Here is a 12262-nt window from a genome sequence, read left to right on the forward strand (position 1 = left end):
AGGGAAATTAGTCGCGAAGGCTGGCACCTTTGTTGCTTTAGGTAGGTCATTCGCCGCATGAGTGTCAAAAAAATGCGGCCGCAGGAGAGAGAAGGGTCATGAGCCAAGGTGTTGAATTCAATCGTCTGATGTTGGACATGCGGGCCATGCAGGCCGATGCCATGTCGCTGCCCAAGGTAACTGCCGCCCCCGAGCTGGCGCCAGGGCAAAGCACCTTCGCCGACATGCTCGGCCAGGCCATCGGCAAGGTGCATGAGACGCAGCAGGCCTCGACCCAACTGGCCAACGCGTTCGAAATCGGCAAAAGCGGCGTCGACCTGACTGACGTGATGATCGCTTCGCAAAAGGCCAGCGTGTCGATGCAAGCCATGACCCAGGTACGCAACAAGCTGGTCCAGGCGTACCAGGACATCATGCAGATGCCGGTTTGAGGACGGATGTAACCCATGGCTGAAGCAGTCGTCGAAAACGCCCCCGCCAAAGCTGGCTCGCCAGCGGCCAAGCCGCCGCTGTTTGGCATGGCGTTTCTGGAAAACATCTCGCAGATGCCCATGCTGCGCCAGATCGGCCTCATGGTCGGCCTGGCGGCCAGCGTGGCCATCGGCTTTGCCGTGGTGCTGTGGTCGCAACAACCCGATTACCGTCCGTTGTACGGCAGCCTGTCGGGCATGGACACCAAGCAGGTCATGGACACCCTGGCCGCTGCTGACATCCCCTATAACGTGGAGCCCAACTCGGGGGCCCTGCTGGTCAAGGCCGACGACCTCTCCCGTGCGCGCCTGAAACTGGCAGCCGCCGGCGTGGCGCCGAGCGACGGCAATGTCGGCTTCGAACTGCTCGACAAGGAGCAGGGCCTGGGCACCAGCCAGTTCATGGAAGCCACCCGCTACCGCCGCAGCCTGGAAGGCGAACTGGCCCGTACCGTTTCCAGCCTCAACAACGTCAAGGCCGCGCGCGTGCACCTGGCCATCCCGAAAAGTTCGGTGTTCGTGCGTGATGAACGCAAGCCCAGCGCCTCGGTACTGGTCGAGCTGTACCCAGGCCGTGCACTGGAAGCCGGGCAGGTGATGGCCATCGTCAACCTGGTCGCCACCAGCGTGCCGGAACTGGACAAATCCCAGGTCACCGTCGTCGACCAGAAAGGCAACCTGCTGTCCGAGCAGATTCAGGATTCCGCGCTGACCCAGGCCGGCAAGCAGTTCGACTACAGCCGCCGGGTGGAAAGCATGCTCACCCAGCGTGTGCACAACATTCTGCAGCCGGTGTTGGGCAACGACCGCTACAAGGCCGAAGTGTCCGCCGACCTCGACTTCAGCGCGGTCGAGTCCACCTCCGAACAGTTCAACCCCGACCAGCCGGCGTTGCGCAGCGAGCAGTCGGTTGACGAACAACGTGCCAGCAGCCAAGGCCCTCAAGGCGTGCCTGGCGCGCTGAGCAACCAGCCGCCAGGCGCCGCTTCGGCACCGCAGACCACCGGTGGCGCGGCTACCCCGGCTGCCGCCATTCAGCCTGGCCAACCGCTGGTGGATGCCAACGGCCAGCAGATCATGGACCCGGCCACCGGTCAGCCGATGCTCGCGCCGTACCCGTCAGACAAACGTCAGCAGAGCACCAAGAACTTTGAGCTGGACCGTTCCATCAGCCACACTCGCCAGCAGCAGGGGCGCATGACCCGTCTGTCGGTAGCGGTGGTGGTGGACGACCAGGTCAAGATCGACCCGGCCACTGGCGATACCACGCGTGCGCCATGGGGCGCCGAGGACCTGGCGCGCTTTACCCGCCTGGTGCAGGACGCAGTTGGCTTCGATGCCAGTCGTGGCGACAGCGTGACGGTGATCAACGTGCCGTTCGCCGCCGACCGTGGCGAGGAAATCGCCGACATCGCCTTCTACCAGCAGCCGTGGTTCTGGGATATCGTCAAGCAGGTGCTGGGCGTGGTGTTCATCCTGGTGCTGGTGTTCGGCGTGCTGCGGCCAGTGCTGAACAACATTACCGGGGGCGGCAAGCAGGCTGCCCCGGACAGTGACATGGAGCTGGGCGGCATGATGGGTCTGGATGGCGAACTGGCCAACGACCGCGTCAGCCTGGGTGGCCCGACAAGCATTCTGCTGCCTAGCCCGAGCGAGGGTTACGAGGCACAGCTCAACGCAATCAAAGGCCTGGTGGCCGAAGACCCGGGCCGTGTGGCTCAGGTCGTGAAAGACTGGATCAACGCCGATGAGTGATAACCGAGCCGTTACCGCCAAGCTGAGCCGCGTCGACAAGGCGGCGATCCTCCTGCTCTCGCTGGGCGAGACCGATGCGGCCCAGGTGCTGCGGCACATGGGCCCGAAGGAAGTGCAGCGGGTGGGTGTGGCCATGGCGCAGATGGGCAATGTGCACCGTGACCAGGTCGAACAGGTGATGAGCGAGTTCGTCGACATCGTCGGCGACCAGACCAGCCTGGGCGTCGGTTCTGATGCGTACATCCGCAAGATGCTCAACCAGGCCCTGGGCGAGGACAAGGCCAACGGCCTGGTCGACCGCATCCTGCTCGGCGGCAATACCAGCGGCCTGGACAGCCTCAAGTGGATGGAGCCGCGTGCCGTGGCCGACGTGATCCGCTACGAGCACCCGCAGATCCAGGCCATCGTGGTCGCCTACCTCGACCCGGACCAGGCCGGTGAAGTGCTGAGCAACTTCGACCACAAGGTGCGCCTGGACATCGTCCTGCGCGTGTCATCGCTGAACACCGTGCAACCCGCGGCGCTGAAGGAGCTGAACCAGATCCTCGAGAAGCAGTTCTCGGGCAACTCCAACGCCGCGCGCACCACCCTGGGTGGTATCAAGCGTGCTGCCGACATCATGAACTTCCTCGACAGCTCGGTGGAAGGCGCACTGATGGACGCGATCCGCGAAATCGACAGCGACCTGTCGGAGCAGATCGAAGACCTGATGTTCGTCTTCAACAACCTGGCCGACGTCGACGACCGGGGCATCCAGGCGCTGTTGCGCGAAGTGTCCTCCGACGTGTTGGTGGTGTCGCTCAAGGGTGCCGACGAGCGGGTCAAGGACAAGATCTTCAAGAACATGTCCAAACGTGCTTCGGAACTGCTGCGTGACGATCTGGAGGCCAAAGGGCCGGTACGGGTCAGCGACGTGGAAACCGCGCAGAAAGAAATCCTCACCATTGCCCGGCGCATGGCCGAGGCCGGCGAGATCGTGCTCGGCGGCAAGGGCGCCGAGGAAATGATCTAAGGTATTCGCGATCCCATAGCCGACGCCGCCTTTTGTTGGAGCGGGTTTACCCGCGAAGGCGTCGGTCCTGGCAATCGAGGTTGTCGCTGCCGACGCATTCGCGGGTGAACCCGCTCCTACAAGGGACCGTGTCGGCCGAACATGGTTTGAGAACATGACAGCATGCCCACCAAAGAACACCACCCCAGCGACCTGATCCGTGCCCGCGACCTCGAGGGCGTGGATGTGTGGACGCTGCCAAGCTTCGACCCGGAACCGGAACCGGAGCCCGAACCGGAGCCTGAGCCTGAGCCCGAGGTCATCGAGGAAGTCGAGGAAGTGCCGCTGGAAGAAGTCCAGCCGTTGACCCTGGAAGAGCTCGAAGCCATCCGTCAGGAGGCTTACAACGAGGGCTTCGCAACCGGTGAGCGCGAGGGCTTCCACAGCACCCAGCTCAAGGTTCGCCAGGAGGCCGAAGAGGCCCTGAAAACCAAACTCGACAGCCTCGAGCGGCTGATGGCCAACCTGATGGAGCCGATTGCCGAGCAGGACACGCAGATCGAGAAAAGCCTGGTGCACCTTATCGCGCACATGAGCCGCCAGGTGATCGGCCGCGAGCTGCGCAACGATTCCAGCCAGATCACCCAAGTGCTGCGCGAAGCGCTCAAGCTGCTGCCCATGGGTGCGGACAATATCCGCATCCACCTCAACCCGCAGGATTTCGAGCTGGCCAAGGCCCTGCGCGAACGCCATGAGGAGAACTGGCGGCTGCTGGAAGACAGCGCGCTGCTACCGGGTGGTTGCCGCATCGAGACGGCCCACAGCCGTATCGATGCCACCATGGAAACGCGTATCGAAAAAGCGGTGGCGCAGCTGTTCGACCAGTTGCACGATCATTCCCTGCACCCGGCGGCGCCAGACATGTCGATAGACCTGGACGCGCCGGTCGAGCGTACCGTGGACAGCCCAGATGCGCCTTGAACGCACCAGCTTCGGCAAGCGCCTGGGCACTTACGCTGAGGCCATCGAGCTGCCGGCCCAGCCCATCGTCGAAGGCCGTTTGCTGCGTATGGTCGGCCTCACCCTGGAAGCCGAAGGCCTGCGCGCTGCAGTGGGCAGCCGCTGTCTGGTGATCAACGATGACAGTTATCACCCCGTGCAGGTCGAGGCCGAAGTCATGGGCTTTGCCGGGCCGAAGGTGTTTCTGATGCCGGTGGGCAGCATCGTCGGGATTGCCCCGGGGGCCCGGGTCGTCCCGCTGGATGACGGCGGCCGCCTGCCCATGGGCATGAGCATGCTGGGCCGGGTGCTCGACGGCGCCGGCCGTGCGCTGGATGGCAAGGGCGGGATGAAGGCCGAGGACTGGGTGCCGATGGACGGCCCGGTGATCAACCCGCTCAACCGCGACCCTATCAGCAAGCCGTTGGATGTGGGCATTCGCAGTATCAACGGCCTGCTTACCGTCGGCCGTGGCCAGCGGTTAGGCCTGTTCGCCGGTACCGGTGTGGGTAAATCGGTATTGCTGGGCATGATGACCCGTTTCACCGAAGCCGAAATCATCGTGGTCGGCCTGATCGGGGAGCGGGGGCGCGAGGTGAAGGAATTCATCGAGCACATCCTTGGTGAAGAGGGCCTCAAGCGCTCGGTGGTGGTGGCTTCGCCGGCCGACGATGCGCCGCTGATGCGCCTGCGCGCCGCCATGTATTGCACGCGCATTGCCGAGTACTTCCGCGACAAAGGCAAGAATGTGCTGTTGCTGATGGACTCGTTGACCCGTTTCGCCCAGGCCCAGCGGGAAATTGCCCTGGCCATCGGCGAGCCGCCAGCCACCCGGGGTTACCCGCCCTCTGTGTTCGCCAAGCTGCCCAAGCTGGTGGAGCGGGCAGGCAATGGCGAACCAGGCGGTGGTTCGATCACTGCGTTCTATACCGTGCTGTCTGAAGGCGACGATCAGCAAGACCCGATCGCCGACTCGGCGCGGGGCGTGCTTGACGGCCACTTTGTACTGTCGCGTCGGCTGGCTGAGGAAGGCCATTACCCGGCCATCGACATCGAAGCGTCGATCAGCCGGGTCATGCCCCAAGTGGTCGATGCCGACCACTTGCGCCAGGCGCAGAAGTTCAAGCAACTGTGGTCGCGCCTGTCGCAAAGCCGCGACCTGATCAGCGTGGGTGCCTATGTAGCCGGCGGTGATCCGGAGACTGACCTGGCCATTGCCTTGCAATCGAAGCTGGTTGAGTTTCTGCGCCAGGGCCTGCGCGAGAACGTGGGCATGGCGCAGAGCCGCGAACAGCTGGGGGCGATTTTCACGCCCCCGGCAGGTTGATAAGCCATGGCGCTGCCCGGACGTGCCGCGCGCCTGGCGCCGGTGGTGGACATGGCCGAAGAGGCCGAGCGCAAGGCGGCTCAGCGCCTTGGCCATTTCCAGCAGCAGGTGGCCACGGCCCAGGCCAAGCTGGCCGAGCTGGAGCGCTTTCGCGAGGATTACCAGCTGCAGTGGATCAACCGCGGCGGGCAAGGGGTCAATGGCAGCTGGCTGGTCAATTACCAGCGCTTTCTGGGGCAGCTGGAAACGGCCATGACCCAGCAGCGCCAGAGCCTGGTCTGGCACCAGAACAACCTCAACAACGCCCGTGGTACCTGGCAGCAGGCCTATGCCCGGGTGGAAGGTTTGCGCAAGCTGGTACAGCGCTACCAGGACGAGGCCCGGCGCGCTGAAGACAAGCGCGAGCAGCGCTTGCTGGATGAGCTGTCGCAGCGCCTGCCGCGGCAAAACCATCTATAGGTGTTCTCCGCAGGCCTTGCAGCGGAATAATTGGCCCGAAACAAATGAGAGGTCTTGCCCGCGAATGCGGTGGCGGCTGCGACGGTGTATGACCGGGTATGTTGGCTGGCAGGTCCGGCCTCTTAGCGGGTGAACCCGCTCCTACCACGGTATGGGGCGACACCACCGATTGATTGTAGGAGCGGGTTCACCCGCGAAGAGGCCGGTACAGGCCATCAAAGCCGTGAGCCTGCATCCGCTTGCCTCCCCCACCATCGCCTGCTAAACCTTAAAGCAGTTGCATCCGCCATCATCGAAGGAATCGCTAGCATGGCAGTCGAGACTGATTTTTCGCAGGACGGGAAAAAGCTGACCATCAAGATCAAGGGGCGCTTCGATTTCGGCAAGCATCAGGAGTTTCGCGACGCCTACGAACGCCAGCCCAGGCGGCCGGATTCGGTGGTCGTCGACCTGAAGGACACCACCTACCTCGACAGCTCCGCGCTCGGCATGCTGCTGTTGCTGCGCGACCACGCGGGCGGCGACGAGTCGGATGTGCGGGTGGTGCATGCCAGCTCCGACGTGCGCAAGATCCTCGCCATCTCCAATTTCGAAAAACTCTTCGATATCAGTTGAGCGCCGACATGCCGGCCGAACAGGCGTTAACCGTGCTGGTCGCCGAAGACAGTGCTGTCGATCGCCTTCTGCTTGCGCAGATCGTGCGCCGCCAGGGGCATCAGGTATTCACCGCTGAAAACGGCGAGCAGGCGGTAGCGCTGTACCTCGAGCGGCGCCCGCAACTGGTGCTGCTGGACGCCCTGATGCCGGTCATGGATGGCTTCGAGGCGGCGCGGCAGATCAAGGCATTGGCTGGCGAAGCGCTGGTGCCGATCATTTTTCTGACGTCGCTGAATGAAGAAGAAGGCCTGGTGCGTTGCCTGGAGGCGGGGGGCGATGATTTCATGGCCAAGCCCTACAGCGCGGTGATCCTGGCTGCCAAGATTCGCGCCATGGACCGCCTGCGTCGCTTGCAGGCAACGGTACTGGAACAGCGTGACCAGATCACCCGGCATCACCATCACCTGCTTAACGAGCAGCGGGTCGCCAAGGCGGTGTTCGACAAGGTAGCCCACTCTGGTTGCCTTTCTGCACCCAACATTCGCTACCTGCAATCGCCTTACGCGCTGTTCAATGGCGACCTGATGCTGGCGGCATTTACCCCGGCCGGCGACATGCGTGTGCTGCTTGGCGATTTCACCGGTCACGGCCTGCCGGCGGCGGTCGGCGCCATGCCGATGGCTGAGGTGTTCTACGGCATGACCGCCAAGGGCTACGGTATGGCGCAGATCCTGCGCGAGATGAATGCCAAGCTCAAGCGCATCCTGCCGGTGGATATGTTCTGCTGTGCGCTGCTGCTCAACCTCAGCATGCAGCGCGGCTCGGTGGAGGTGTGGAATGGCGGTATGCCTGATGGCTATCGCCTGTCGGTGGATGGCCAAGTGCTGTCGGCACTGAGTTCGCGGCACCTGCCGCTGGGCATTCTGGCCGCTGAGCGTTTCGATGACAGCACGGAGGTGTTGCCGCTGGCACCGGGCGAGCGCCTGTTGCTGCTGTCAGACGGTGTGATCGATACCGCCGACGACCAGGAATGCCTGTTTGGCGTACAGCGCCTGCGCGCGGTGCTGGCCGACAACCGCGACCCGGTGAAGTTGTTCGATGAGCTGATGCTGGCCCTGGAGCGTTTTGGTGGGCAGCCACGCGATGACATCAGCTTGTGCGATATTCGCATGTTCACTGCCGAGGAGCGGGTGGCGGCCCCGATGATCTACTCTGATAGTGGCCGCTCCAGCCCGCTGGACTGGTCGCTGAGCTTCGAGGTGCGTGGCGAAAGCCTGAAACGCTTCAACCCTGTGCCGTACCTGGTGCAGTTGTTGCAGGAAATTCATGGCCTGCGCGCACGTACCGGCAACCTGCACAGTGTGCTTAGCGAGTTGTATTCCAATGCGCTGGAGCATGGTGTGCTGGGCCTGGACTCGCAGCTCAAACGCGATGTGCAAGGCTTTACCGACTATTACCAGGAGCGTGCCCGGCGCCTGGGCTCGCTGACCGAAGGCTTTGTAAGCATCGATTTCAAGGTTGAACCGCATGGCGGCGGTGGGCGTCTGATGATCGAAGTGCGCGACAGCGGTGCCGGCTTCGACGTGCAGCGCGTGCTTGCGCGGCCTTCGCCGGACCAGGGGCTGAGCGGCCGCGGTCTGAATCTGGTGCGGCAGTTGGCCAGTGACGCTCGCTGGAGTGAGGGCGGGCGTTGCGCGCATGTGGAGTTCGTATGGTGAGCCACGGGTTGGCTCGGGCATAATCTGGCTTGATCAAGGAGTGAACAAGTGACTGACATGCATATTGACCACAAGGTACTCAGTGACCTGCGTGAGGTCATGGAAGATGGCTACCTGCAGTTGGTGCAGACTTTTCTGGACGACTCGGAGCGGCGTCTTGGGCAGTTGCACGCGGCCAAAAGCGCCGAGGAGCTTGGCGCAGCAGCCCACAGTTTCAAGGGCAGCAGCAGCAATATGGGCGCGGTGGCCTTGGCCAGCCTGTGTCAGCAGCTCGAAGAGCGCGCGCGGCGGCCCCCGTTGTACGGTATTGAAGACTTGATCAGCCGCATCGACATGGAATTCGTCGTAGTGCAGCACTTTTACCGTGGTGAGCAGCAACGTATTTCCGCAGGCTGATACGCGAGTTGGCGCGAGTCTTGCCTGTCTCTGCCTGAATGATTTTTTGTTTCTGGCGCGGAGACCGCTCGATGCCTGTCGCACCCAACCCTTTGCTGCAAGCCAGTGCCATTGCCAAAACCTCGCGTTCGGCCACCGTGCAGGCGGACAAACCGCTGCAGGCGCTGGGTGACAAGGGCGATGCCTTTGGCCAGGTGATGGCCAGGCAGGGCCGCGACAAGGTTGCCGGGCAGGACGACAAGGTCGCTCAGGCCAAGCCCAAGGACAAACCTGATGCGGCAGCTGGCGGCAAGAAAGACCCGGCTGGCAAAGCTGCAGTTGCCGATGACGGCAACAAGTTGCCAGAAGAGGATTCGGCCCAGGCCGAGACGGGTGTGCGTGATGCCAGCCTGGTGGCCGGTCAGGTCACTGATGCCCAGCCTGGCGCACAGCTGATCCAGGCGCAGGCCGAGGCAGTGGCGCCCGTGCTGCAGGCGGCCACGGCGCAAACCCAGGCTGCCGCGGCACTGCCTGAAGAGCCGTCCGCCGAGGAGGCCTTCGATCCAGATGCTGACCCCCTGGCCAACCTGCCGACCCTGCGCCTGGCGCTGGAGCACAGTGCCCAGGCCAAGGGGGGCACCTCGGCACATGCCCTTGATGCTGCCCAGGCTCAGGGCGAGGAAGGGCAGGCAGCCGTCAATACCTTGGCGAATCTGGTCGAGAATACCGATGGCGAAAGCGCCGAATCCGGTGGCAAGGCCTTTGGCGCCTTGCTTGAAGACGGCCTGAAAGACACCAAGAGCGCCAGCGGCGACACCCGCATCGATGATTTTGCCAACCGCCTGGCCAGCCTGACCCAGGCGGCCACGGCCAAGACCGCCAACGCCGTGCCGGCCACTGCGAACCCGCTGCATCAGCCATTGCCGATGAACCAGAACGCTTGGGCCGAGGGCCTGGTCAACCGGGTCATGTACCTGTCCAGCCAGAACCTCAAGTCGGCTGATATCCAGCTGGAGCCGGCAGAACTCGGTCGCCTCGACATTCGCGTCAATGTTGCGGCGGACCAGGCCACCCAAGTCACCTTCATCAGCGGCCACGCCGGCGTACGTGACGCCCTCGACAGCCAGGTGCACCGCCTGCGCGAACTGTTTGCCCAGCAGGGGTTGGCGCAGCCGGATGTCAACGTGGCTGACCAGTCGCGCGGGCAGCAACAACAGCAGGGGCAGGCCCAGGGCAGCAACCTTTCCGGGGTGGCGGCGCGCCGGGCCGAGCAGGGTGGGGCCGAAGCGGTCGATAGCGCCCGGCCTTTGGAGCAGCAGGTGGTTGTCGGCGACAGTGCGGTCGATTACTACGCCTGATAACTGTTGGCCTGGGCTGGCTTCTTCGCGGGCGAGCCCGCTCCCACAGGAATTTCGTTGATTTCGAACCCTGTGCAGTACCTGTGGGAGCGGGCGTGCCCGCGAAGAAGCCAGCACCGCAAAACCTGCTGGAATCCATCCCCTGCAAAATCTGGCATAACACTTGCTCAAGCCAAGCCATTCTCCTTTGAACCCCCGATGGACGACGGATTATTGGCATGGCGAAGAGCGAAGCAGTCAAAGACCCCGCCACTAAAGGCAAACTCAAGCTGATCCTGCTGGCTGTCGTCGGCCTGTTGCTGGCGATCGGCCTTTCGGTGGGCGCTACCTGGTTCATCATGCACAAGAGCGAGCCGGCTCCGGCCGCCGAGGCCACTGCCAGCAACGTCAAGCCAGCGGCGATATACGAGGCGCTGACCCCCGCCTTCGTGGTCAACTTCAACCAGAACGGCCGCCAGCGCTACATGCAGCTGAGCATCACCCTGCAGGCGCGTAACCAGGCCGACCTGGATGCCCTCAAGGTGCACATGCCGGTGATCCGCAACAACCTGGTGATGATGTTCTCCGGGCAAGGGTTCGACACCCTCGCCAGCAGCCCGGTAGGGCAGGAGATGCTGCGCCAGAAGGCCACCGCGGTGGTCCAGGAAGTGGCGCAGAAGGAAGTCGGCAAGCCGGTCATCGACCAGTTGCTGTTCACCAATTTCGTATTGCAGTAGGAGTCCGCAATGGCCGTACAGGACCTGCTGTCCCAGGATGAAATCGATGCCCTGTTGCACGGTGTCGACGACGGGCTGGTGCAGACCGAGAGTGCATCCGAGCCTGGCAGTATCAAAAGCTACGACCTGACCAGTCAGGACCGTATCGTGCGGGGTCGCATGCCGACCCTGGAAATGATCAACGAGCGCTTCGCCCGCTATACCCGTATCAGCATGTTCAACCTGCTGCGCCGCTCCGCAGACGTGGCCGTGGGTGGCGTGCAGGTAATGAAGTTCGGCGAATACGTGCACTCGCTGTACGTGCCCACCAGCCTCAACCTGGTCAAGATCAAGCCGCTGCGCGGCACTTCGCTGTTCATCCTCGACGCCAAGCTGGTGTTCAAGCTGGTGGACAACTTCTTTGGCGGCGATGGCCGCCACGCCAAGATCGAAGGGCGTGAGTTCACCCCGACCGAACTGCGTGTGGTGCGCATGGTGCTGGACCAGTGTTTCGTCGACCTCAAGGAAGCCTGGCAGGCGATCATGCCGGTCAGCTTCGAGTACATGAACTCCGAGGTCAACCCGGCCATGGCCAACATTGTCGGCCCCAGCGAGGCGGTGGTGGTGTCCACCTTCCACATCGAACTGGACGGTGGCGGCGGCGATCTGCACGTGACCATGCCGTACTCGATGATCGAGCCGGTGCGAGAAATGCTCGATGCCGGTTTCCAGTCGGACCTGGACGACCAGGACGAGCGCTGGGTCAAGGCCCTGCGCGAGGACGTGCTGGACGTGGCCGTGCCAATGACCGCCACGGTCGCCCGACGCCAGCTGAAGCTGCGCGATATCCTGCACATGCAGCCGGGTGACGTGATCCCGGTGGAGCTGCCCGAGCACCTGGTGCTGCGCGCTAACGGGGTGCCAGCGTTCAAGGCGCGGCTGGGCTCGCACAAGGGCAACCTGGCCCTGCAGATCATCGACCCGATCGAACGCCGCTGACGGTGTGCCGGTCGCTTACAACGAATTGAATGCCTGTCGAGGAAATCATGGCTAACGAAAACGAGATCACCTCCCCAGAGGACCAGGCACTGGCCGATGAGTGGGCCGCAGCGTTGGAAGAAACCGGTTCTGCCGGCCAGGCCGACATCGATGCACTGCTGGGCGGGGACTCCGGCAGCAGCAGCGGCCCGGGCCGCCTGCCGATGGAAGAATTCGCCAGCTCGCCGAAGCCGAACGAAAATGTCAGCCTCGAAGGCCCGAACCTGGACGTGATCCTGGATATCCCGGTGAACATTTCCATGGAAGTGGGCAGCACCGAGATCAACATCCGCAACCTGCTGCAGCTCAACCAGGGGTCGGTGATCGAGCTCGACCGCCTGGCCGGCGAGCCGCTCGACGTGCTGGTCAACGGCACGCTGATCGCCCATGGCGAAGTGGTCGTGGTCAACGAAAAGTTCGGCATCCGCCTGACCGACGTGATCAGCCCCAGCGAACGTATCAAGAAGCTGCGCTGAGTGA

The 12262-nt window shown here is 63.3% G+C and carries 13 protein-coding genes; all 13 read left to right on the forward strand.

Annotated features, from left to right (window positions below):
* Positions 1-98 precede the first annotated feature (98 nt).
* The 13 genes from fliE to fliN all read left to right on the forward strand — a co-directional run bounded on the left by fliE (position 99) and on the right by fliN (position 12258).
* A complete protein-coding gene (gene fliE, locus V7787_RS13765; RefSeq protein WP_003254438.1) occupies positions 99-431 on the forward strand; it encodes a flagellar hook-basal body complex protein FliE in 333 nt (110 codons plus the stop codon).
* Between the two features lie 15 nt (positions 432-446).
* Positions 447-2225 carry a flagellar basal-body MS-ring/collar protein FliF gene (gene fliF / locus V7787_RS13770; RefSeq protein WP_064491808.1) on the forward strand — a complete coding sequence of 593 codons (1779 nt, stop codon included), beginning with the start codon at positions 447-449 and terminating at the stop codon, positions 2223-2225.
* Entirely contained in the window at positions 2218-3237 is a 1020-nt protein-coding gene (fliG, locus tag V7787_RS13775) for a flagellar motor switch protein FliG (RefSeq protein WP_003254434.1), read from the forward strand. The genes fliF and fliG overlap by 8 nt, the downstream gene beginning before the upstream one ends.
* 162 nt (positions 3238-3399) lie before the next feature.
* Complete coding sequence (fliH, locus tag V7787_RS13780; RefSeq protein WP_104886517.1) at positions 3400-4197, forward strand: flagellar assembly protein FliH; 798 nt, start codon at positions 3400-3402, stop codon at positions 4195-4197.
* On the forward strand, positions 4187-5542 hold the full coding sequence (gene fliI, locus V7787_RS13785; protein WP_010955088.1) for a flagellar protein export ATPase FliI: 1356 nt from the start codon (positions 4187-4189) through the stop codon (positions 5540-5542). The genes fliH and fliI overlap by 11 nt, the downstream gene beginning before the upstream one ends.
* Positions 5543-5548: 6 nt before the next feature.
* Positions 5549-6001, forward strand: a complete 453-nt coding sequence (fliJ, locus tag V7787_RS13790; RefSeq protein ID WP_003254427.1) for a flagellar export protein FliJ — start codon at positions 5549-5551, stop codon at positions 5999-6001.
* A 309-nt stretch (positions 6002-6310) separates the two neighbouring features.
* Positions 6311-6616, forward strand: coding sequence for an STAS domain-containing protein (locus tag V7787_RS13795; protein ID WP_003254426.1), 306 nt, complete (start codon positions 6311-6313; stop codon positions 6614-6616).
* 8 nt (positions 6617-6624) lie between these two features.
* Positions 6625-8316, forward strand: coding sequence for a fused response regulator/phosphatase (locus V7787_RS13800; protein WP_010955086.1), 1692 nt, complete (start codon positions 6625-6627; stop codon positions 8314-8316).
* A gap of 48 nt (positions 8317-8364) precedes the next feature.
* The gene (locus V7787_RS13805) at positions 8365-8712 is read left to right on the forward strand and encodes an Hpt domain-containing protein (RefSeq protein WP_004577674.1); all 348 of its coding nucleotides are present in this window, start codon (positions 8365-8367) and stop codon (positions 8710-8712) included.
* Between the two features lie 71 nt (positions 8713-8783).
* Entirely contained in the window at positions 8784-10049 is a 1266-nt protein-coding gene (locus tag V7787_RS13810) for a flagellar hook-length control protein FliK (RefSeq protein ID WP_104886516.1), read from the forward strand.
* A gap of 218 nt (positions 10050-10267) precedes the next feature.
* Positions 10268-10765: a flagellar basal body-associated protein FliL gene (gene fliL / locus V7787_RS13815; protein ID WP_064491804.1), complete on the forward strand. Its 498-nt coding sequence runs from the start codon at positions 10268-10270 to the stop codon at positions 10763-10765.
* Between the two features lie 9 nt (positions 10766-10774).
* Complete coding sequence (gene fliM / locus V7787_RS13820; RefSeq protein WP_003254418.1) at positions 10775-11743, forward strand: flagellar motor switch protein FliM; 969 nt, start codon at positions 10775-10777, stop codon at positions 11741-11743.
* Positions 11744-11790: 47 nt separating this feature from the next.
* Positions 11791-12258, forward strand: coding sequence for a flagellar motor switch protein FliN (gene fliN, locus V7787_RS13825; RefSeq protein ID WP_104887843.1), 468 nt, complete (start codon positions 11791-11793; stop codon positions 12256-12258).
* The last annotated feature ends 4 nt before the right edge of the window (positions 12259-12262 follow it).

It is taken from the genome of Pseudomonas sp. CGJS7, from assembly GCF_036961695.1.

Bases quoted from the DNA above. Each gene is read 5' to 3' on its own strand.
- fliG (WP_003254434.1), top strand. From the start codon at position 2,218: ATGAGTGATAACCGAGCCGTTACCGCCAAGCTGAGCCGCGTCGACAAG.
- fliN (WP_104887843.1), top strand. From the start codon at position 11,791: ATGGCTAACGAAAACGAGATCACCTCCCCAGAGGACCAGGCACTGGCC.
- fliF (WP_064491808.1), top strand. From the start codon at position 447: ATGGCTGAAGCAGTCGTCGAAAACGCCCCCGCCAAAGCTGGCTCGCCA.
- fliM (WP_003254418.1), top strand. From the start codon at position 10,775: ATGGCCGTACAGGACCTGCTGTCCCAGGATGAAATCGATGCCCTGTTG.
- fliH (WP_104886517.1), top strand. From the start codon at position 3,400: ATGCCCACCAAAGAACACCACCCCAGCGACCTGATCCGTGCCCGCGAC.
- V7787_RS13810 (WP_104886516.1), top strand. From the start codon at position 8,784: ATGCCTGTCGCACCCAACCCTTTGCTGCAAGCCAGTGCCATTGCCAAA.
- fliJ (WP_003254427.1), top strand. From the start codon at position 5,549: ATGGCGCTGCCCGGACGTGCCGCGCGCCTGGCGCCGGTGGTGGACATG.
- V7787_RS13800 (WP_010955086.1), top strand. From the start codon at position 6,625: ATGCCGGCCGAACAGGCGTTAACCGTGCTGGTCGCCGAAGACAGTGCT.
- fliL (WP_064491804.1), top strand. From the start codon at position 10,268: ATGGCGAAGAGCGAAGCAGTCAAAGACCCCGCCACTAAAGGCAAACTC.
- fliI (WP_010955088.1), top strand. From the start codon at position 4,187: ATGCGCCTTGAACGCACCAGCTTCGGCAAGCGCCTGGGCACTTACGCT.
- fliE (WP_003254438.1), top strand. From the start codon at position 99: ATGAGCCAAGGTGTTGAATTCAATCGTCTGATGTTGGACATGCGGGCC.
- V7787_RS13795 (WP_003254426.1), top strand. From the start codon at position 6,311: ATGGCAGTCGAGACTGATTTTTCGCAGGACGGGAAAAAGCTGACCATC.